The sequence below is a fragment of the Micromonospora sp. WMMA1949 genome (assembly GCF_027460145.1).
Lineage (GTDB): Bacteria > Actinomycetota > Actinomycetes > Mycobacteriales > Micromonosporaceae > Micromonospora.
Map to the genome: position 1 here is coordinate 6,409,091 of NZ_JAPZBG010000001.1, position 20,315 is coordinate 6,429,405.

General features: G+C 69.5%; 17 protein-coding genes and 1 pseudogene. 6 read left to right on the top strand and 12 right to left on the bottom strand.

The genetic code is table 11. The features are described from left to right. Positions 1–94: 94 nt before the first annotated feature. A complete protein-coding gene (locus O7607_RS29980) occupies positions 95–2,059 on the bottom strand; it encodes a right-handed parallel beta-helix repeat-containing protein (protein WP_269706812.1) in 1,965 nt (654 codons plus the stop codon). Positions 2,060–2,113: 54 nt separating this feature from the next. Next, positions 2,114–3,772 (bottom strand): CocE/NonD family hydrolase, encoded by a 1,659-nt coding sequence (locus tag O7607_RS29985; protein ID WP_269706813.1) that lies wholly within the window; start codon positions 3,770–3,772, stop codon positions 2,114–2,116. A gap of 98 nt (positions 3,773–3,870) precedes the next feature. Here O7607_RS29985 and O7607_RS29990 point away from each other — a divergent pair, with 98 nt between their 5' ends. After that, a complete protein-coding gene (locus O7607_RS29990) occupies positions 3,871–5,400 on the top strand; it encodes a glycoside hydrolase family 43 protein (protein ID WP_269706814.1) in 1,530 nt (509 codons plus the stop codon). A 17-nt stretch (positions 5,401–5,417) separates the two neighbouring features. On the opposite strand, the gene O7607_RS29995 is transcribed toward O7607_RS29990, so the two are convergent. The 6 genes from O7607_RS29995 to O7607_RS30020 all read right to left on the bottom strand — a co-directional run bounded on the left by O7607_RS29995 (position 5,418) and on the right by O7607_RS30020 (position 12,467). Then, positions 5,418–6,287, bottom strand: a complete 870-nt coding sequence (locus tag O7607_RS29995) for a carbohydrate ABC transporter permease (protein WP_269706815.1) — start codon at positions 6,285–6,287, stop codon at positions 5,418–5,420. Continuing rightward, the gene (locus O7607_RS30000; RefSeq protein ID WP_269707118.1) at positions 6,284–7,237 is read right to left on the bottom strand and encodes a carbohydrate ABC transporter permease; all 954 of its coding nucleotides are present in this window, start codon (positions 7,235–7,237) and stop codon (positions 6,284–6,286) included. Before O7607_RS30000 ends, O7607_RS29995 begins: the two co-directional genes overlap by 4 nt. Positions 7,238–7,307: 70 nt before the next feature. Continuing rightward, on the bottom strand, positions 7,308–8,567 hold the full coding sequence (locus O7607_RS30005) for an ABC transporter substrate-binding protein (RefSeq protein ID WP_269706816.1): 1,260 nt from the start codon (positions 8,565–8,567) through the stop codon (positions 7,308–7,310). A 345-nt stretch (positions 8,568–8,912) separates the two neighbouring features. Next, complete coding sequence (locus O7607_RS30010; protein WP_269706817.1) at positions 8,913–9,668, bottom strand: SDR family oxidoreductase; 756 nt, start codon at positions 9,666–9,668, stop codon at positions 8,913–8,915. Positions 9,669–9,799: 131 nt separating this feature from the next. Beyond that, positions 9,800–10,729, bottom strand: coding sequence for a phosphotransferase enzyme family protein (locus tag O7607_RS30015; protein ID WP_269707119.1), 930 nt, complete (start codon positions 10,727–10,729; stop codon positions 9,800–9,802). Between the two features lie 412 nt (positions 10,730–11,141). Continuing rightward, complete coding sequence (locus O7607_RS30020) at positions 11,142–12,467, bottom strand: polysaccharide pyruvyl transferase family protein (RefSeq protein WP_269706818.1); 1,326 nt, start codon at positions 12,465–12,467, stop codon at positions 11,142–11,144. A 129-nt stretch (positions 12,468–12,596) separates the two neighbouring features. On the opposite strand from O7607_RS30020, the gene O7607_RS30025 reads away from it, so the two are divergent. The 4 genes from O7607_RS30025 (at position 12,597) to O7607_RS30040 (ending at position 15,690) form a co-directional block, all read left to right on the top strand. Continuing rightward, entirely contained in the window at positions 12,597–13,019 is a 423-nt protein-coding gene (locus O7607_RS30025; protein ID WP_269706819.1) for a DUF6086 family protein, read from the top strand. Positions 13,020–13,211: 192 nt separating this feature from the next. After that, entirely contained in the window at positions 13,212–14,327 is a 1,116-nt protein-coding gene (locus tag O7607_RS30030; RefSeq protein WP_269706820.1) for an acyltransferase family protein, read from the top strand. Further along, a complete protein-coding gene (locus tag O7607_RS30035) occupies positions 14,324–14,911 on the top strand; it encodes an RNA polymerase sigma factor (protein WP_269706821.1) in 588 nt (195 codons plus the stop codon). The genes O7607_RS30030 and O7607_RS30035 overlap by 4 nt, the downstream gene beginning before the upstream one ends. Then, positions 14,908–15,690, top strand: coding sequence for a hypothetical protein (locus tag O7607_RS30040; protein WP_269706822.1), 783 nt, complete (start codon positions 14,908–14,910; stop codon positions 15,688–15,690). Before O7607_RS30035 ends, O7607_RS30040 begins: the two co-directional genes overlap by 4 nt. Positions 15,691–15,711: 21 nt before the next feature. On the opposite strand, the gene O7607_RS30045 is transcribed toward O7607_RS30040, so the two are convergent. After that, positions 15,712–16,737, bottom strand: coding sequence for a DUF808 domain-containing protein (locus O7607_RS30045; RefSeq protein ID WP_269706823.1), 1,026 nt, complete (start codon positions 16,735–16,737; stop codon positions 15,712–15,714). Positions 16,738–16,755: 18 nt separating this feature from the next. Between O7607_RS30045 and O7607_RS30630 the strand changes: the two are divergent. After that, positions 16,756–17,052, top strand: a pseudogene (locus O7607_RS30630) (response regulator); the annotation flags it as partial. Positions 17,053–17,124: 72 nt separating this feature from the next. Here the strand turns inward: O7607_RS30630 and O7607_RS30055 are convergent. Genes O7607_RS30055 through O7607_RS30065 form a run of 3 tightly spaced genes read right to left on the bottom strand, consistent with a single transcriptional unit; the run spans position 17,125 to position 20,299 of the window. Continuing rightward, positions 17,125–18,669 (bottom strand): long-chain-fatty-acid--CoA ligase, encoded by a 1,545-nt coding sequence (locus O7607_RS30055; protein WP_269706824.1) that lies wholly within the window; start codon positions 18,667–18,669, stop codon positions 17,125–17,127. After that, a complete protein-coding gene (locus O7607_RS30060) occupies positions 18,666–19,130 on the bottom strand; it encodes a MaoC family dehydratase (RefSeq protein ID WP_269706825.1) in 465 nt (154 codons plus the stop codon). Before O7607_RS30060 ends, O7607_RS30055 begins: the two co-directional genes overlap by 4 nt. Then, complete coding sequence (locus O7607_RS30065) at positions 19,127–20,299, bottom strand: acyl-CoA dehydrogenase family protein (RefSeq protein WP_116507000.1); 1,173 nt, start codon at positions 20,297–20,299, stop codon at positions 19,127–19,129. The genes O7607_RS30060 and O7607_RS30065 overlap by 4 nt, the downstream gene beginning before the upstream one ends. Positions 20,300–20,315: the final 16 nt, after the last annotated feature.

Here is a 20,315-nt window from a genome sequence, read left to right on the forward strand (position 1 = left end):
GTGGCGCCGGTACGTCGGCGCCACCGTCTCCGTCTTCGCCTCGGACGGGCGGCCGTGGTCGTCACCGTGGCCGCACGTCCGCGCGGGTCCGCCGTCAGAAGACGCGGGTACGGCGCGTCCCGGACGCCAGGCCCGCGATCGGGCCGACCGCGCCGTCCCGCCCGGGTTGCCGGGGCGCACCCGTGAGGTCGGTGTCCATGACGGCGGGGCTGCCGTCCGGCTCCTCGAAATCCGCGTCGGCGCACCGGACCCGTTCCAGGTCCCGGCCGGTGACCACACCGACACGCGCCTCGTCGAACGCGCCGGGAAGGTCGGTGACGAGCCAGACCCCGTCACCGTCGTCGACGACCGTCGCGGTCGCGGCACCCAGCACCCGTGGCTCGCGCTCACCGTCGAACGGCCGGGCCCCCGCGGCGTAGGCGTTCGCGCGGGCGTACACCGGTTGTCTCACGTCGGCGTACTTCTGCTGGTCGCTGGGCGGCTGGTCGGCGAGGCGGGCCAGGTACTCCTCGAACGACGCCGGATGGCCGTCGTATCCGGCGGTGCCGGCCAGCGCCGGCCCCTCGCCCTCCGCGCCCGCGCCGTAGGCCGCGCCCGGGTCGCCGCCCAGGAAGAGGTTCCCCACGTATCTGTCGTCGCCGCCGTAGACGACCGCGTACCCGGCGACCTGCGTGCTGTGCGGCAGGTGGTACGGCGTGGCGCGGTCCATCACCGGCTCCAGCCGCACCGTGCCGCAGATCAGGTTGCAGACGAAGGCGCCGCCCTGACTGAACAGCTCCAGCGCGGCGGGCGAGCCGAAGATGTTGTGGTCGACCAGGTAGGGGCCGTGGCTGACCTCGACGAAGAGGTCCCGGGAGTTGTCGTGGTAGACGTTGCGGGACAGCCGGGTGCCCTGCGCCTGCCAGTCCAGCCAGGTGCCGAGCGAGCAGTCGTGGATCCGGTTGTGCCGGATCACCACGTCGATGGCCGCGTGCAGCTTGATGCCGGCGATCTCGTACCCGTAGAACTCGCGCTTCACGCCGATGCGGTGGATGTGGTTGTCCTCGATCGTGGAGAACGCACAGCCGAGGTGGCCGACAATCGCGTTCTGGCCGCAGTCGTAGATGGTGTTGCGGCGGATCACGTGCGAGCCGATGTGCTCCCGGTCCCACCCGATCCGGCGGGCCGCGAAGACCGACTCCAGCTGGTACTGGTAGCCCGGCTTGTCACCGCGCAGCGCCGAGAAGTTCTGCCCGGTCGACCCCTCCTTCCCGATCGAGATCGCCGCGCACTTGGCGTCGTGGATCACGTTGTCCTCGATGACCCACCCCTTCGCCCAGCCGGGCCCGATCAGGCCGGGCTGGTCGGCGGTCGGCGGCGCCCACGGGCTGGCCGCGTGCGCCAGCTCGAAGCCACGAACGGTGATGTAGTCCCGGTGCGGCTGGTCGGGGTAGAAGACGCTGCGGCGTACGTTGATCTCGACCAGTTCCGTGTTCGGGTCGGCGCCCTGGAAGTTGGCCCAGATCGTCGTCCGCTCACCGACCTCGGCGTACCAGACGAGCCGGGTCTGATCGGGGTCGCCGATCGGCTGCGTCACCCGGGTCCAGTCGTCGACGACCTCGGTACGCCGGGGCGGATCGTCGACCTCCGCCCGGCTCCCCACCTCGAAGAAGCTCAGGCCGTTCAGGTAGACCTCGCCGAGGTGCCGGCGCGGCGCACCCGGGCGGTAGACGATCCAGTCGCCGGTCACCTCCTCGGCGAACGGGTTGAACGAGCCGAACAGCGCGTTGTCGACGACCGCACGCCACACCGTCCCGTCGAGCGGCTCCCAGCCGGTGACACGTTCCGATCCCTTGATCACCACGTGCTCGCCGGGCGCCGCCTCGTAGGTGATGCGGCGGGAGTCGCTGAGACCGCCGTGGCGTGGCTTGACCCACTCGCGGTACTCCCCCGCGTGCACCACCACCGTGTCGCCGGGCTGCGCGACGCGCGCGGCCCGGTTGATCGTCCGGAACGGCCGCTCGGCGCAGCCGTCGGCGCGATCCGAACCGCTCGTCGCCACATGGAACACCGATGCCATCCGGGAGCCCTCCTTGTCGATTGATCGAGATGCCGCCGGCGCGCCCGCCCCCGGTCACGTGCACACCGGCAGGTCGATCGCGGACGGGCGGGCGCCGTCGTGGGAGATCTCCTGCCTCGCCCGTACGGTCGTGGTCGCGGTGGCGGCAGGCTCACCGCTTCCGGGATTGCGGGCGTAGCGCGGATGCGCCCCGGAGCTGACCTGCACCGCGACGCGGTGGCCGACGGCGAAGCGGTGGAACGCCGGCCACAACGGCACCTCCAGCTCGACGAAGCCGTCCTCGTCGGGCCGCGGATCGGTGGCCGCGGTACCGGCGCCGCCGATGCGGCGGATGCCGTCGCACACGCTCATCGAGCGGCCGTCGGGGTGCACGTCGCAGATCCGGACGAACACGTCCGCGCTGGCCGCCGTCGAGCGGAACCGGACGCGGGCGATCGGCTCCCCGGCGAGGATGACAGCGCGATCCAGCGGTGGACTGCGAAACACTGCCACGTCCGTACGGCGTTCGTGGGCGCTGTTGTCGACCGGCCCGCAGGACGGGCCCAGACCGGGACCGCCGAGTGCGGGTGTGGGCCGATCGGGATCGTAGGTGTAGCGGGTGCCGCCGCCGTCGGGGCGGGCCGGATCGAGCAGCCCGGACGGGTGCAGGTACCACCGCCGCGCCGCGGTGCCCGGCGGCGGCCACGCGGACAGGTCGCGCCACTGGTCCGCGCCGGTCAGGAAGGCGCGTACGGGCGCGGGCCGGGCCGCCGGCGCGCCGGCGAAGTGTTCCTTGAGGAACGCGACCGACTCGGCGAGGAACGGGCTCTGCTCGCCGCTGTGGCCCCACGGGCCGATGGTCAGCCGGGGCGGGCGACCGGCGGCGGCGAGCTGGGCGTAGTTGCGCAGCTGCCAGGGAAGGAACAGGTCGTACCAGCCGGTGGCCATGTACACGGGTGCGGTGACGTCCGGCACCGACGCGGTGTGCGACTGCCGGGCCCAGTAGTCGTCGGTGAGCTTCTCGTGGGCCAGCCAGTCCTGGTACCAGCCGATCGGGTGGCCCGCCACGGTGGAGTCGCCGCGCGACAGCGGCAGGACGTCGAAGGCTTCGGCCAGCTTCCGGTCCGGCCGCCGGGCGAGCCGTGCCCGGACCAGGGTGCCGCGCATGCCCCGCAGGGCCATCAGGCGCGACCAGCCCAGCGAGCCGCCCAGCGAGAAGGCGCCGTTGGTCCAGGTGACCGCGCCGAAGTCGGCCATCGTCACGTTCAGGCACAGGGCATCCGGGGCGTTCCCGGGATCGTCCCGGCACATCCGTCCCGCCACGGCCCACTGGGTGTAGCCGAGGTAGCTCTCGCCGTACGTCGCGACAGTGCCGGTGAACCACCGCTGGCGGCGTACCCACCGGTGGGTGGCCATGCCGTCGCGCTGCTCGTCGAGCTGCGGCCGGAAGGTGCCGCCGGAGCCACCCGTACCGCGGCAGCTCTGCACCAGCACCGTGAACCCCTCGCCGGCCAGCGCCGGCGCGTGGGTGAGCGAGCCGTGCCGGCCGTACGGCGAGCGGACGACGATCGTGGGCAGCGGCGGCTCCGCCGGGCCGGCCGGCAGGTAGAGGTCGGCGACCAGCTCGACGCCGTCGTCCATCGGCACGCGCAGCCCGCGCCGCACCGTGAAGGGGTACGGGCTGCGACGGGCGCGCCGGAGCCGGCCGGGCAGTCGGCGGCGGAGGCTCGTCACCGGCCGTCCCCGGTTCCGGAGCCGCCGCCCCGCGCGGCTTGCCCGAGGCGGTACGCGACATCGACACTCATGCCGTGCCCGTACGAGAAGGAGCGGAAATGGAACCGGAGCCCGCGGACGGCGGCTACCGCAACCCGATCCTCCCGGGCTTCTGGCCCGATCCGAGCATCTGCCGCGCCGGTGACGACTACTACCTCGTGTGCTCGAGCTTCGAGTACACGCCCGGGGTCCCGATCTTCCACAGTCGCGACCTGTTCACCTGGCGGCAGATCGGCAACGTGCTCGACCGCGCCGATCAGCTTCGGCTGCCCGCCGACACGCTTGCCTCGCGAGGCATCTACGCGCCGACGATCCGTCACCACGACGGCCGGTTCTGGGTCGTCACGACGAACGTCACGCTCGACCGGCACCTGATCGTCACGGCGACCGATCCGGCCGGCCCGTGGTCGGATCCGGTCTACCTGGACCTGCCCCACGTGGACCCGTCGCTGGCGTGGGACGACGACGGCACCTGCTGGATGACGGTGTCCGGAGTCGAGTCGTACCGGATCGACCCGCGTACCGGAGAGGTCTTCGAGGGGCCGGTGCCGATGTGGTCGGGCACGGGCGGCCAGTACCCCGAGGCGCCGCATCTGTACCGGGTCGGCGACTGGTGGTACCTGCTCGTCTCGGAGGGCGGCACCCACACCGGCCACGCGGTGAGCGTCGCCCGCGCGCGCTCGCCGCGCGGGCCGTTCCAGCCCGGACCGGCCAACCCGATCCTGACGCACCGCGGCACCGACCAGCCGGTGCAGGCGACCGGGCACGCCGACATGGTCGAGGCCACCGACGGCAGCTGGTGGATGGTCCTGCTGGGCATCCGCCCTCGGGGTCAGTGGCCGCCCTACCACGTCCTGGGGCGGGAGACGTTCCTGGTGCCGGTGCGCTGGGTCGACGGCTGGCCGGTGGTCGACCCCGTCTCGTCCGGGACCGGCCCGGCGGGGACCAGCCGGTGGGAGGACCGGGACGACTTCGACGACGATCGGCTGGGCGTCCAGTGGATCTCTCCCCGTGACCGGCCCGCCTCGGCGTGGTCGCTGACGGACCGGCCGGGCTGGCTGACCCTGCACGCGACCGGCGACAGCCTCGACCGCGGTGGCGCCACCGTCGTCGGCCGCCGCCAGCAGCACCACGACTGCCGGGTCAGCGCCCGCGTCGATCCCGGCTCGGGCCGATCCGGCCTGACCGTCCGGATCGACGAGGCCCATCACTACGACCTGGAGATCGCGCGGGGACAGGCGCGGGTCATCGGCCGGGTCGGGCCGTTCCGTCAGGTGTTCGGGCAGTGTCCCGTCCGGGCGGGGGCGGTGACGGTGGCCCTGAGCATCCGGACCACCGACGTGCTGCCCCCGACCGTCACCTCGTCCGGCGCTCTGGCGCAGGCGGGCTACGTGGGCGTCACGGCCGCCGGCAGCGACACGATCAGCTTCGAGGTCGAGACCGGGGACGGCTGGTCGTGTCTGGCGGAACTCGACGGTCGCTACCTGTCCACCGAGGTCGCGTCCGGGTTCACCGGCCGGGTCATCGGCATGTACGTCACCGAGGGGACCGCCAGGTTCGACTGGTTCGACTACCGGCCGGCCGGCTGACGGGACGGCACGGGACCTCACCCCTTGAACGCGCCTTCCATGATTCCCTGCACCAGACGGCGCCCGACGAAGACGAACAACACCAGCAGCGGAATGGTGGCCAGGAAGGAGCCGGACATGGCCAGGCCCAGATCGATGTCCCGGTTCTGCTGCAGCGCCTTGATGGCGATCTGGACGGTGTAGTTCTCCGGCGACTTCAGGACGATGAACGGCCACAGGAAATCGTTCCACGCGTAGACGAACGTGAACAGCCCCAGCACGTACGCCGCCGGCCGGACCAGCGGGAAGGCGATCCGCCAGAAGATCTGCCAGGTGGTCGCGCCGTCCACCCGCGCGGCCTGCATCAGCTCGTCGTCGATGGTGCTGCCGATGTGCTGGCGCATCCAGAAGATGCCGAACGCGCTCACCAGCCCGGGAACGATCACCGCCTGCAGGCTGTCCACCCAGTCCAACTGGGACATGATCAGGTACTGCGGCACCACCGCCAGCTGCGCCGGCACCGTCATGGTCAGCACGACGATGAGGAACAGCGTGTTGCGGCCCGGGAAGGACAGCTTGGCGAAGGCGAATCCGGCCAACGCGCAGAGCACCGCCTGGCCCACGGCGACCGTGCCGGCGACGATGACGCTGTTGAGCAGGGACTGCACGAACGGCACGATGGTGAAGACCAGCTCCGCCAGGTGCAGGAAGTTGCCGCCGGGCGTGAGGGTCGGGGGAAGCGTCGTCGCGGTGGCGGAGTCCGTCGTCGCCACCACGAACATCCAGTAGAGCGGGAAGACGCTGACGAGCGCCATGAGGGTGAGCAGCGCGTACACCGGGATCGAGACGCGGTTGGCCTGGCGCCGCCGGGCCCGCCGGGGCGCGGCGGTCGGCGCTACGGGCTTCATGGGCGCTCCGAACGGATTCGGGTGGTCAGCAGATAGTTGAGGGCGGAGAAGGCCACCACGATGACGAAGAGCGCGACGCCGACCGCCGCCCCGTAGCCGAAGTGGAACTGCCCGAAGGACTGCTCGTAGAGGTAGAGGGTGACGGTCTGGCACTGTCGTGCGGCCCCGCAGGTGAGTCCGCCCACCGGGTTGACCAGCAGCGGCTCGGTGAAGACCTGCAGCCCGCCGATGGTCGACGTCACGACGGTGAACGCGATGATCGGCCGCAACGAGGGGATGCTGATGTGCAGGAACTGTCTCCAGCCGTTCGCGCCGTCGGCGGCGGCGGCCTCGTACAGTTCCCGGGGCACCGCCTGCAGCGCGGCGAGGTACAGCAGTGTGTTGTATCCGGTCCAGCGCCAGGCGATCATCGTGGCGATCATGATGTGGCTGCCCCACAGCGACGCCGTGAAGTCGATGTGCGCGAAGCCCAGCAGCCCGAGAAACCAGTTGATCATGCCGTAGTCACGGTCGAACATCTGGGCGAAGACGATGGTCGTGGCCGCCACCGAGGTGACGTAGGGAACGAGCACCGACATCCGGAACAACGCGGCCAGCCGCAGCCGCGCGTGGTTGAGCAGGTGCGCCAGGCCGAGCGCCAGGAGCAACTGCGGCACCGTCGAGAGCACCCAGATGCTGAACGTGTTCCGCAGCGCCCCCCAGAAACGCGGGTCGTCCAGCAGCTCGGAGAAGTTGTCCAGCCCCACGAAGCGGTGCTCGCCGATGGGATCCCAGTCGAACAGCGAGATGTAGAAGGTGAACAGCAGCGGGAACAGGCCGAAGATCAGGAACAGTACGAAGAACGGCGAGATGTACGCGTACGGCGCCAGGAACTCCCGTACGCCCTGCTGGATCCGCCGGTTGCGAGCGGGCCTGCGGACGTCCGGTGGAACCGGGGCCGGGCCGAGCATGGTGGTCAAGGCGTCACCCTCCCGATGGGCGGCGGCCGGGCTCGGCCCGGCCGCCGCACTCAGCCCTCCGTCATTCGCGTACGGCGTTCTTGACGTTTTTCAGCGCGGTGTCCCAGGCGTTCGCCGGGTTGACCTTGCCCTGCTCGACGCTGGTGAGCGTGTTGAGGAACTCGGTGCCGATGGGACCGTCCTGCGGCCCGAAGTAGAAGGGCTTGATCCCGATCACCGACTGGGTGTAGATCTTGCCGATCGGCGCGTTGCTGAAGAACGGGTCGGTCTTCCCGACCAGCTGCGGGTCCGTGTAGACCGAGGGCGTGGTGGGCAGCGACCCCTGCATCAGGAAGTGGTCCAGCTGACCCTTCGGCGACTGCATCTCGTTGATGTAGTTCCACGCCGCCTTCGCGTTCTTGGCGCGCTTGGGGATGGCGAGGAAGCTGCCGCCCCAGTTCCCCGAGCCACCGGGAATGGTGGCGATGTCCCACTTGCCGTTCGTCTCGGGGGCGTTCGTCTTCATCTGGCTGAGCATCCAGGACGGCGAGCACACCACCGCGTAGTCGCCCTTCTTCATCGCCGCGGTCCAGCCCGACGAGAACGACCCCTGCTTGGCGGAGATGCCCGCGCCGAAGGCCTTCAGCGTCACGTCGAATGCCGCCTTGACCTGCTCGTTGTCGTAGTCGAGCTGGCGGTCGGCGCTGTAGTAGCGCTGGCTGCCCTGGTTGACCGCCTGGAAGAAGACGCTGGTGGGCGTGTTGTCCACGAACGGCTTCCCGGTCTTCTGGACGTACTGCTTACCGACGTTGATGAACTCGTCCCACGTCGGCCAGAGCTTGGAGACCTCGTCCCGGTCGGTGGGCAGGCCGGCCGCCTTGAACAGGTCGGTACGGTAGGCCACCGCCAAGCCGCCGACGTCGGTCGGCACACCGATGATCTTGCCGTCCTTCGTCGTCGACTGTGCCATCACCCAGTCGAGGTAGTTGCCCTTGATGTCGTTCGCGCCCAGGGTGGTGAGGTCGACGAAGTTGTCCGGGGACTGCATGAACTTCGGCAGGTCGTCGGCCTGGATGAGCACCAGGTCGGGCACCTTGCCGCCGGCCAGCGCGGCGGTGAGCGCCTGCGCGGTCTCGGTGGTGCTGCCCACCTCGGTGAGCTTGATGCGCACATCGGGGTGCGCCTTGGTGTAGACGTCGACGTCGGCCTTCTGGTTGATGTTGGCGAACGACCAGAACTCGAAGGTCTTCGAGTCCGACTCGCCGTCTGATCCCCCACAACCGGCAAGGAGGAGCGCGGCGGCGGCGATGACTGCTGTGGCGGTGGTCCGGACGCGTTTCAACGGCCCTCCAGCGGTGTGATCGTGAGCAGCGGTGGTGGGGTGGTGGTGGGTTCTCGCCGGCGCCGGCGCGCAGGCAGAAGCCGACGGGTGGCCCCACCGACGGGTCAGCCGTTGTCCCGCGGCCGGTGAGGTCGCCGCCTCCGAAACTTATCGAGATATTTACATGCCATGATTTTGTGCGCTGAGGCTACTAAGTGCTCCGGCATCCGTCAACAGGCCCGCTGCCAGCACGAGCGCTTGACGACACTGCGGATTCCTGAACCGACACAGCACCGAAAGTTTCGGAACAAGGAGCGTAGCTCCGCGCGACGGACACCGGCGCCCCTCGCATCCGCTCCCGGACAGCTACCGGCCGTGGGTCGCCCGCGTCCGCCAGTCGTCGAGGCGGGTGGCGGCGATGCGGGCGCCGTCGGCGGGGGCGAGCGAACGCTCGGACAGCGCGGCACCGAAATACCGGGCGCCGGGGTCACTCACCACCGATCGAGGATCCTGCTGGGCCGCGAGGGTGGATCGTCCCAGTTCGTCGAGGCGGAACCGCTCCGGACCTCCGACCTCGACCACACCGTTGGCCGGCGCGCCGACCACGACGTCGGCCACCGCGGCCGCCACGTCGTCCGCCGCCATCGGCTGGATCAGCACCGGCGCGAGGTGCACGGTGTCTCCGTCCGTCGCGGCGTCGATGATGCCCTGCAGGAACTCGAAGAACTGTGTGGCGTGCACCAGGGAGTACGGGAGCCCGGACGCGGTGACGAGCTTGTCCTGGGCGACCTTCGCCCGCATGTAGCCGCTCTCCGGAAGCCGTTCCGAGCCCACGACGGAGAGCACCACGTAGTGCCCCACCCCGGCGTCCGCGGCGGCGGCAAGGAGGTTACGCGTGGACGTCTCGAAGAACTCCAGTGCGGCGCCGCCCTCGAGCGACGGCGAGTTCGACACGTCGACAATCGCGTCGGCGCCGGACAGCGCCTCCGCCACTCCCTCGCCGGTCAGTGTGTTCACGCCGGTCTTCGGCGACGCCGGCACCGCCTCGTGGCCATGGGCACCGAGGATCTTCACGAGTTTGGAGCCGATGAGCCCGCTGCCACCGATGACAACGATCTTCATGATCGAGCCCCTCCCTGTCCGCACTGGCTGAGTCGCGCTGCAACCAGTAGGACGGAATCCCGGGGCGGACGCAGGAAATTGCCGAAAGAGCTCGGCCCGGCTCGTCCTGTTGGTGGCTGGTTACCGACGTTTCACGCTGTCGCATGCCCCCTGCGTGCCCAGGAAGGCTCTTTGGCCGCCAGGCGGTCGAGCCATCGATGCGCATTCTCCAAGCCCACCTCGTTGTCGGCCATGCTCGTGATTCCGGTCAGATCGTCGGTAACAAGGCGGCGGGCGAAGTAGTCGGCCTGCACCGCCCAGCGAAACCGGAGCATGGCCGGCAAGCCGTGTTCCACCTCGGCGCGCGTCATCGTCTTGCTCTCCAGGTATGCCTCCACCAGGTAGTCCGCGTTATCGATTCCGCCGACATACATCACTGCCGATGCGAGGTCGTACATAAGCGGACCGCTCATCGCGATACTCCAGTCGATCAGTCCGCACTCTCCCGTCTTGCGGTCGAGCCGGAATGCCTCTGGAGCCGGATCGGTGTGTAACAGGCCCCACGACAAAGACCCGACATCAAGCGCCTCGTAACCGGCAAGGGCGGCCGCCACGGAGGGTTGGACCCAAGGACGGACCAGCAGATGCGGCGCCCGCGGATCGACCCAGTGGAACCGGTCGGCATCCTTGATCGTCACGCTTCTGAGTGCTGCGTGCACACGCGCCAGGGTTGCCCCGATCAGCCGTTGCTCGTCCGGCCTCCTGCCGATCAGCCCGCTGCCTGCGACCCAGTTCAACAACGCGAGCGGCACTCCGTCGACGTCGACGACGATGCTTCCGCGCCTCGTCACCAGCGGGGTGCCAGCCGCAACGCCTGCCCTCTCGACATGAGCCGCGACCTCAAGGCCGCCGATGAAGGGCCGGCGCGATCCCGGCGCAACTGCCTTGGCTACCCACCGTTCACCGCCCTCGGAGACGAACCACGTCGCCGAGTTCATTCCGCCGTTGTGTACCTGAACCGCCGCGTTCACCAGTCCCCAATGGGCCACGAGACACGCACGCAGCTTCCCGCCATCGATCACGAGCAAGAGTCAAACACCATCCACCGCAACCGGCCACGAACTTCTGACCTCACCGAGCGCCACCTCACCGACGCGGCCGACGTGTGCCTCTCCCGCGCCACGGGCTGGTGGCCGAGCGGCCCGGCCGGCTGCCGGCCCACCAACGATCAACTGTCTGTCGTTCTGCGGCGGCCTGCCGGGTTTCTCGATGTCCGCGCCAGCCGCCGGGCATCAGGCATCGCCAAGGCGGCAGCGGCCGGCGCGCGCCGGGGCGGCAAAGCGTGCGGCCCGGGGCCGCTTTGAGGACGGGCCGGGGGGCATACACACGCAGCTTCGCCATGCACTGCGCGTACCCGGCGGAACGCTGCTGGACGCGGCAGGGTGCGGGCCGGACGGCGGGTGATCGACGTCGGCTATCCCGGGCCTGCGGCCGTCAGCGCGACAGCATCCGGCGGACCCGGCCGCCCACCGCCTGCTTGACCTGCTCGCGCAAAGGCTGCGCGCGGCGCGTCTTGAGCTTCTGCTGGAGCGTCTGGTTCTCGTCGCGCAGCCACTGCATGCGCGCCAGCAGTTCGTCCGTGGTGTAGGACGAGGCCGGCCGGACCGCCTGCGGGTAGACGGTTCGGCGGACCTGCTCGTCGAAGCGGGTGGCGCTGTCCCCGTCGGCGAACGACAGGCCGAGGTCGTGCTTGGCGAGGAACGCGCTGATCCGCGCGAAGCGCTCCTTGTGGCCCTCGTTCAGGGCCGTGTAGTCGGCCTCCTCGTAGAGTTGGGCGGCGTCGAGGTCGGCCGGTACGTCGCGCATCAACCGGTGCGGGATGTCGAAGTAGCGGGCCAGTTCCAGGGTGCGCGAGTCGTGTGCGAGGAGGTACCCGGGAGTGCCGGAGATCAGCGCCGTGATGGTGCCGTGGATCCGGGTGCCGAAGGCGAAGTCGAACCCGGAGAGGTACTCCATCCAGGGCCACGGGTCCATGAACATCCGCACCTTGTCCTCGGCGAAGAGCGGGTGCGAGGTGTGGATGGGCATGTCGTCGGTCTTGCCGCGCAAGTTCGGTGCGTCGCCGTAGAGCAGGGTGCCGAGGGCGTACAGGCCCTGCGCGATGTAGCGCAGGTTCGGGTAGCGCTGGTGGTGGTGGCGGACGAGCGGGGCCAACGCGCGGACGTACGGCGAGATGACGAACGCGAGCCGGTCCTCGGTGCTCAGGGTCGCCTTCGCCTTCTCGACCCGGAGGCTGTCGCCGTGCAGGAACATCGACGGACAGCCGATCTGCTCGACGGCGGAGAAACCCAGCGAACGCAGGTAGCTCTCGCTGATCTCGCCGCGTACGCCGATGCTGTGCGACCGGTCCAGCACCGCCCGGCAGAACGCCTTCACCGGCTCGTCGATCGGGCGCAGGGACTCCAGGCCGCCGTCCACGTCGGTCTGCGCCCCGACCCCGAGCACCACCACCGGGATCTTGAGCCGCTCGATCAGCCGGGCCATCGAGGTCAGCCGGTTCGCGTAGTCGTGGCGGAACGCGTTTGCCAGCGGGATCACAAAGACGTCGTACTTCTCGTTGATCTCGTCGGCATCGCGCGGGTCCGCCCGGAACCGCGACGGGGTGATCTCCGCCGTCGAGGTGGCCAGCAGCTTGTGCGCGGCGTGGCTGAAGACCAGGTTGCCGCTGTTCTTGCCGATCCAGTCCCGCTCGTAGGTCTCCTCGGCGGTGACGACGTCGAACGGGCCCTTGCGGGCTCGCAGCAGGATCCGCTGGTGCATTCGGGGTGTCCATCCTTCGTTTCGGACGCCACGGCGCCCGGCGAGGCCGAAGCGGCGCGACCGGCCGAGCACGGCCCGTTCCGTGCAGGAGCAGAAATCCTACCGTCCCCACGTCGGTCCGGATCCCACGTGGCGGCCGTCACGTCGGCCGAGGTCGGCGGGGTAACGGCCAGGGCGCCAACCGTCACCGGCATCCCCACATCGATCGGCGATGAGACGTTGTGGAACCCTGCCAACGGCGTCGCCGACCTTTTCGTCCGTACTGCCGAGGCTCTGGCCCAGGCAGAAGGCGTGTCGAGCGGTATTGAGCCGCTGCTGATCCGAGACGAATACTGGATCAACGCGGATGAATTCACTGCTTTCATCGAGGGGTTCACGGCCACCGCGCTCGTCATCGTCGAACGTGCCGGTCGTGACATCGACGCGTTGAGAAACCCGCCTCCGTCTGATTTGCGGGACGTCTCGGTTGGTACGGCCGGCTTGGCCGCGCCCGGTGATGCTGAGCGGCTCCGGGCGCTTCGGGAGGCGAGCACCCGGGCCATGCCGTACTGATCACCGGTTGCCGAATCGGGCGGGGCCCTGGTCGTCTGAGTGCCCGGCGGCGCGCGATCTCTGGTGAAGGGTAAGGCGCGGTGACCCCCGGGCTTCGTCAGAGGATGGTGACGGTGATCACCTGTAGCACTTGCCGCGGTGCTGCACATGTCTGTCCCGGATGCAGTCGTGTATCCAGGACAGGAGCAGAGCATGACGACCGCGTTGCTCGACCGCGCGCCGACGCCGACGCCCGTCAGCAGCCCTCCCGGGCGGGCGCCACGGCTGTACGTGCTGGACGGGTTGCGGCTGATCTGTGCGCTTGCGGTGGCCGGATACCACTTCGGCGACTCATGGAGGTTGGACGGGGTGCGCCCGCCGGCATACTTCCTGCCGGACGCGGCACCGGTGCTGATCTATGGCTTCCTCGGTGTCGAGACGTTCTTTCTGATCAGTGGATTTGTGATCCTCATGAGCGGCTGGGGGCGCACCGTTCGTGAGTTCGCTGCCTCCCGCGCCGCGCGACTCTATCCGGCGTTCTGGGTGTGTGTGCTGACCACGACAGCCGTTACGGCAGTGCTGCCGATCAGCGGCGGGCTGCCTTTCCCACCTCCGCCGGGCGGGTGGGACGTGCTGGTCAACCTGACCATGCTGGCGGAGCCCCTCAACACGCCGCTTGTCGACACCGTGTACTGGACCCTCTGGATCGAGCTCCGGTTCTATCTGATCGCGGCGTGCATTCTTGCGGCCAAGCCGACCGACCGGGGAGTAAAAATATTCAGTGCCGTGTGGCTGGCCGTCGCCGTAATCATGCCCGTTTTCCGGGGTGCCGCCCTGGACGAGGTCGTGATGTCCGACTTCGCGCCGTACTTCGTTGCCGGAATTACCCTGTTCCTGCTTTGCCGCAACCGATCCGATCGATGGCTGTGGGCGCTTCTACTCGCCGCGTGGCTGGTCAGCCTGCAGCGCGTGCACGAGCGGACCCTGGAGTTGAAGCCCGGCTTCGAGGTGCCCGTCTGGCCCGCACCGGTACTGCTCACCGGGGTGTACCTTGTGATGCTCATCATCGCGCTCGGCTACACCGACCGGGTAAGAATGCGCTGGCTGGCCACTGCGGGCGCACTCAGCTACCCCTTCTACCTCTTGCACCCGCGCATTGGATACAGCGTGATCCGCAACGTGTACGAGGAAACCAACCTCCCCGCGTCGATCATGATCGGTGGAACCGTGGTTGGGCTGCTGGCGGCAGCCTGGCTCGTCCATCGCTTCGTCGAGCGCCCACTCGCACCGTTGATCCGCGGCTTCGTATTGGACCGGCCACGACAATGACCACCAGCCGCGCTACGGATCCAACGACTGCGGATCCCGATTCCGCCTTCCGCGAGTTGTTCGAGGCCACGTATGACGATTTGCTGGTCTTCGTCGAACGCCGTGCATACCACGCCGTCGCCGAAGACGTGGTCGCCGAGACGTTCTTGATAGCGTGGCGCCGCTTGGACGAAGTACCGAAACCACTCGGCGAGGCCCGCGCCTGGCTGTTCACCGTGGCCCGCAATGTTCTGCACAATCGGCAGCGCAGCGACCAACGGCAGCAGAGCCTCGCGCTTCGCGTCCTACAGGAACCCGATGCTTCGAGCAACGCCGAGGCCGACCTTGCGGCTACCCGCGTCGACCTAGTGAAGGCTTGGCAGCGCCTGTCACCCGCCGATCAGGAAGTGTTGACGCTGACCGCGATCGAAGACCTCACCGGGCCGCAGGCAGCACAGGTGCTGGGCATTTCCCGGCCCGCTTTCAGTCTGCGCCTGCTGCGCGCCCGCCGCCGCCTGCGTCAGCATCTTGGCCAGCGGCCGAACAGCGAACCCACAAACGTCCCTGCACCGGCCGGCCCTTCACGACGCGGAGGCTCCGCATGACCCACGACGATGTCCTCAACCAGACGATCCGCTCCGCCGCGGTCCCGGTGCCGGCACGCGTCGGGCAGGAACCCGCGCGGGAATTGCTCGAGCGGATCGTCGCCACCGATCGGCGACCACGTCCAGCACCAGCGCGCACACCACGCCGTCGGCCTCGCCTGGCGATCGCCGGCGCGGCCGGAGCGCTCGCCGCCGCTGTCGCATTCACCCTGACACTTGTCAACGCTGGTCCCGCGTTTGCGTCGTGGACGCCCGAGCCGAGTCCGATGTCGGACAGCGAGGCACGCGACCTCGCCAGCAAATGCCTGCCTGCCCAGGACGCGAGCGTCGCAAAGGTGGTCATCGGTGAAAAACGCGGCGAGTACGCCTACGTGAACGCCGTGTCGCCGGCCGGAAGCCAGACGTGCTTCCGCGATCGCAACGGAGACGTGAGGAGGACCAGCATCCTTACCGTGCTGACCAGCACCGAGCGGCTCGGCGCCGGGGGTGTCGAGCTGTACTCGTGGAGTCAACTACGCACCGACGAAGGTTACGTCCGGATCATGGCGGGACACGTTGGCTCACAGGTGACGAGTGTGGAGATCAACTTGCGGACCGAGGACGGCGATTCGTCACGGACGGCGTGGGCAACCGTTCGCGACGGCTACTTCGGCGCCTGGTACCCCGAGGGCCTCGATGAGTCGAGCAGCAACACCACCACACTGACCGTCCGCCTCGCGGACGGCAGCGCGGTGAAGCTGTCCGCCAGAGAGCTGTACGAACAACCGAAGCTGGACTGAGAGGGCGGTTCGCTTTTGCGGTCAACCGCGCGGCGCCCGGTCCGCAGGAACGTCGCGACGCTCAGCTGCACGGCTCGACGGCACGGGGATGGTGCCGTCAGTACGAGTCGTGGCCGGCGCAGCCTTGGATTTGCGGCGGTGGAGCGTGAGAGTCATGACCAGCACGACCAGCGCTCCGACGATCAGCCCGAGGATCGCGCTGGCCACCGTGTTGACGAGCCAGCCGACGAGCCCGCCGAGAACACCCGTGGCGTCGTGGGCGGCGACCTCCACGTGGTGCACGGCCTCGTACAGGAAGGGCAGGTTCAGCTCGTTCGTGCCGAGCAGCAGGATGTGCCCGCCCACCCACAGCATCGCCGCAGTGCCGACTACCGTCAGCACGGTGAGGACTACCGGCATCGCCCTCACCAGACCGCGGCCGAACGTGGCGACGGCACCGGAACGTTGCGACAGACGCAGCCCGGCGTCGTCCATCTTCACGATCAGGCCCACCACGCCGTACACCAGGACGGTGATGACGACGGCGACGACAGCCAGGATCACCAGGCGGGACCAGAACGCCTCATCGATCACCTCGTTGAGGGCGATGACCATGATCTCCGCCGAGAGGATCAGGTCGGTTCGTACCGCCCCGGACACCAGTTTCGTCTCGTCCTGCACCTTTTCATCGCCCGCGCCGTGGGAATCGTGATGGGCGATCTTGGCCCACACCTTCTCCGCGCCTTCGTAACAGAGGTAGGCGCCGCCGAGCATGAGGATCGGAGTGAGCAGCCAGGGCACGAACTGACTGAGCAGCAGCACCGCCGGCAGGATGATGAAGAACTTGTTGCGCAGCGACCCCAGGGCAATGCGCTTGATGATCGGCAACTCGCGCTCGGCCGCCAGGCTCCGCACGTACTGCGGCGTGACGGCAGCATCGTCGACGACGACGCCCGCAGCCTTGGCGCCGGCCTTCGCGGCGGCCGCCCCGATGTCATCGATCGACGCGGCAGCGGCTCGGGCCAGCACCGCCACGTCATCCAACAGGGCTACGAGTCCACCGGCCAAGGGAGGATCCTTCCAGGGTTGCGCGGAGTACGAACCGGCCCATTCTCGCTCAGGTTCCTGTGCGCGGCACACCACCGCCCGGTCGTACATCGGGCGAGAGCTCGAGGTGAGCGGCTGTCGCGCCCAGCGACAGCCGACGTCGTACTCATGGACCTCCGGATGCCCCGGATGGACGGCGTCGCCGCGACCGCGGCCCTGCGCAAGCGGGCACCGAGCGCCCGGGTGCTGATCCTGACCACATTCGACAGCGAGAGCGACGTCGTGCCTGCAATCGAGGCGGGCGCGATCGACATCACCCGCTGCCCGATCACCCGCAAGGCCCTCCCCGCGCGGCGAGCGCGACGAGGGCCGCGGCCTGGCCGGGTGGCAGCGGACGGCGGGCGGTGGTCAGTCGGGCGGGGCCATCCGGCGTCGCAGTTCCCGCTTGAGCACCTTGTGGCTCGGCCCGAGCGGCAGGTCGTCGACGTACCGGACCTGCCGCGGGTACTTGTGCCGGCCCAGATGCTCCCGCGACCAGTCGATCATCTCCTGCTCGTCGGGCAGGCCCGGGCCGGCCGGGTCCGCCACCACCACCGCGCAGACCTCCTCGCCGTGAAGCGGGTCGGGCACCCCGATCACCGCCACCTGGCCGACCGCCGGGTGCCCGGCAAGGACCTCCTCCACCTCGCGTGGGTAGACGTTGAAGCCGCCCCGGATGATCATGTCCTTCTTCCGGTCGATGATGGTGATGAACCCGTCGGCGTCCTTGCGTCCCAGGTCACCGCTACGGAACCAGCCGTCCACCACCGCCTCCGCGGTCGCCTCGGGCCGCCCCAGGTAACCGGCGAAAACGTTGTGCCCCCGGATGACGATCTCGCCGAGCTCTCCGGTCGGCAGCAGCTCGATCCGCTCGTCCACCTCCGCGCGGGCGATCTCCACCTCCACGCCCCAGACCGGGTGCCCGATGGTCCCGGCGCGGGTGCCGAAGTGCGGCTGGTTGGTGGTGGCGGTGGGTGAGGTCTCGGAGAGCCCGTACCCTTCGAAGACCGTCGTCTGGAAGGCGGCGTGGAACCGTTCCAGCACGGCCACCGGCAGCGACGCCCCGCCGGAGACGCAGAGCCGCAGCCGGGGCAGGTCGTCCCGGTCCCGGGCGGCGTCGAGCAGCGCCACGTACATGGTGGGCACGCCGTGGAAGACGTCCACCCCCTCACGCAGCATCAGGTCGATGGCGGCCGGCCCGGTGAACCGGCTCAGCAGCACCAGTGTCGCGCCGATCCGGAAGGTGCCGTTCATCGCCACCGTCTGGCCGAAGCTGTGGAACAGCGGCAGGCAGCCGAGCACTACGTCCGTCCTGCGCGCGTCGTTGGCGTCGAAGACGTTCACGGTGGCGTTCATGACCAGGTTGAGGTGGGTGAGCACGGCGCCCTTGGGCACTCCGGTGGTGCCGCTGGTGTAGAGCACCACCGCCGGATCCTCCGCCGACCGGGTGACGTACGACGGCAGCGGTGGCAGCGGGTGGCTCAGCTCCTCCAGGCGGGGCGCGACCGCGCCGGCGACCGCCGGCCCGACGGTCACCAGCGGCACGCCGGCCGCCGCCGCGGCGGCGGCGCCCAGGGCGAGCTGGGAGCTGTGGCACACCAGCAGCTTCGTGCCGCTGTCGGTCAGCACGTGCGCCGCTTCGTCCACGGTCAGCAGCAGGTGCACCGGGACGAGCACCGCGCCGGCCGCGAGGGCCCCGTAGTAGACCCGGGGGAAGTCCACCACGTTCGGGGCCAGCAGGGCCACCTTGTCGCCGGGGCCGACCCCCCACTCGCGCAGCCCGGCGGCGTAGCTGCGCGCCTCCAGCCACAGCTCGGCGTACGTCACGCGGGTGTCGCCGTCGACCACCGCGACGGTGTCGGCGTGCCGGCGGGCGGACTCGGCCAGCACCATGGCCAGCGACAGCGCGGTCATCGGGCCACGCCCCGCACCAGGCGGCTGACCGTCTCGGCGACGCAGACCGGCTTGCCGCCGGCGTCGCTCTCCACGGTGACCGCGGTGACCACCTGCACGCCGCCGTCCACGGGTGACACCTCGGCCAGGGTCGCGGTGGCGCGGACCGCGCTGCCGACCCGGAGCGGGGCCGGGAAGCGAACCCGGTTGAGCCCGTAGTTGACCCCCATGGCCACCCCCTCGATCCGGTAAAGGCCACCGGCCAGCGCCGGCAGCAGGGACAACGTGAGGTAGCCGTGCGCGATGGTGCCGCCGAACGGGCCGGCCGCGGCCCGTCGCGGATCGATGTGGATCCACTGGCGGTCGTCGGTGGCGTCGGCGAACCGGTCGACCCGTTGCTGGTCGATCCGGAACCAGGGGCCGGGGCCCAGGGTCTCGCCGGTCGCCTCGGCCAACTCCTCGATGGACGCGAAGACCCTCATGCCAGGTGCCCTCCCAGCTTCGTGTAGCCGCGCAGCAGGTCGCGGGAGATGATCAGTCGCTGCATCTCGTCGGTGCCCTCGAAGATCCGGTAGAGCCGGACCTGCCGGTACCAGCGTTCGATCGGCAGCTCCCGGGTGTAGCCCATGCCGCCGTGGATCTGCAGGACGCGGTCGACCACCCGATTGACCATGCCCGCGCCGTAAAGCTTCGCCATCGAGGAGGCGTGCCGCGGGTCCATGCCCTGCTCGACGGTCCAGGCGGCGCGCAGGATGAGCCAGCGGGCCGCCTCCAGCTCGGTCTCCGAGTCGGCGATCATCCACTGGATGGCCTGGTTGGTGCCGATCTTCGCGCCGAACGTCTCGCGCGTGTTGGCGTAGTCGATGGCCATCGACAACGCCCGCTCGGCGATGCCGACGGCGTGCGACGGGATGATGTAGCGGCCCTTGCCGATCCACTCCATGCCGAGGCTGAAGCCCTGCCCGGGCTCGCCGAGGATGTTGCGCCCGGGCACCCGGACGTCGTCGAAGACCAGCGAGGCGGGCCCACCCTCGCCCATCGTCTGGATGAACTCCGAGCGCCAGCCCATCGACCGGTCCACCAGGAACGCGGTGGCGCCGCCGTGGCGGGCCCCCTTCTCCCGGTCGGTCACCGCGATCACGATGGCGAAGTCGGCGTCGTGACCGCCGGTGATGAAGGTCTTCTCGCCGTTGAGGATCCAGTCGTCGCCGTCGCGGCGGGCGCTGAGCTTGATGTTGGCCGCGTCGGAGCCGGCGCCGGGCTCGGTGATCGCGAAGCAGCTGCGCCGCTCCCCCTCGATGGTCGGGACCAGGTACTCACGCTTCTGCTCGTCATTGGCGTGGAACAGGATGTTGTCCGCCTCGCCGCCGAACCGGAACGGCACGAACGAGCGACCGAGTTCGGTCCAGATCAGGGACTGGGTGACGGCCGGCAGGTCCATGCCGCCGTACTCCTCCGGCGTGGCCAGCCCCCAGAACCCGAACTTGCGCGCCTTGAGCTGCAACTCGCGCAGCTCGCTGTGTTCCAGTCCGGGCCGGTGCGCCCGTTCCCGCCGCAGCAGCTCCTGCTCCAGCGGCATGACCTCCCTGGTGATGAAATCGCGGGCGGTGTCGCGGATCGCCCGCTCGGTGTCGGAAAGCGCGAAGTCCATGTCCCCTCCGGGTGCT

Coding starts and splice junctions, on each gene's coding strand:
- O7607_RS30035 (WP_269706821.1), top strand. CDS start 14,324: ATGACCACCAGCCGCGCTACGGATCCAACGACTGCGGATCCCGATTCC.
- O7607_RS29995 (WP_269706815.1), bottom strand. CDS start 6,287: ATGAAGCCCGTAGCGCCGACCGCCGCGCCCCGGCGGGCCCGGCGGCGC.
- O7607_RS30020 (WP_269706818.1), bottom strand. CDS start 12,467: ATGCACCAGCGGATCCTGCTGCGAGCCCGCAAGGGCCCGTTCGACGTC.
- O7607_RS29990 (WP_269706814.1), top strand. CDS start 3,871: ATGGAACCGGAGCCCGCGGACGGCGGCTACCGCAACCCGATCCTCCCG.
- O7607_RS30010 (WP_269706817.1), bottom strand. CDS start 9,668: ATGAAGATCGTTGTCATCGGTGGCAGCGGGCTCATCGGCTCCAAACTC.
- O7607_RS30055 (WP_269706824.1), bottom strand. CDS start 18,669: ATGACCGCGCTGTCGCTGGCCATGGTGCTGGCCGAGTCCGCCCGCCGG.
- O7607_RS30030 (WP_269706820.1), top strand. CDS start 13,212: ATGACGACCGCGTTGCTCGACCGCGCGCCGACGCCGACGCCCGTCAGC.
- O7607_RS30040 (WP_269706822.1), top strand. CDS start 14,908: ATGACCCACGACGATGTCCTCAACCAGACGATCCGCTCCGCCGCGGTC.
- O7607_RS29980 (WP_269706812.1), bottom strand. CDS start 2,059: ATGGCATCGGTGTTCCATGTGGCGACGAGCGGTTCGGATCGCGCCGAC.
- O7607_RS30065 (WP_116507000.1), bottom strand. CDS start 20,299: ATGGACTTCGCGCTTTCCGACACCGAGCGGGCGATCCGCGACACCGCC.
- O7607_RS30060 (WP_269706825.1), bottom strand. CDS start 19,130: ATGAGGGTCTTCGCGTCCATCGAGGAGTTGGCCGAGGCGACCGGCGAG.
- O7607_RS30000 (WP_269707118.1), bottom strand. CDS start 7,237: ATGCTCGGCCCGGCCCCGGTTCCACCGGACGTCCGCAGGCCCGCTCGC.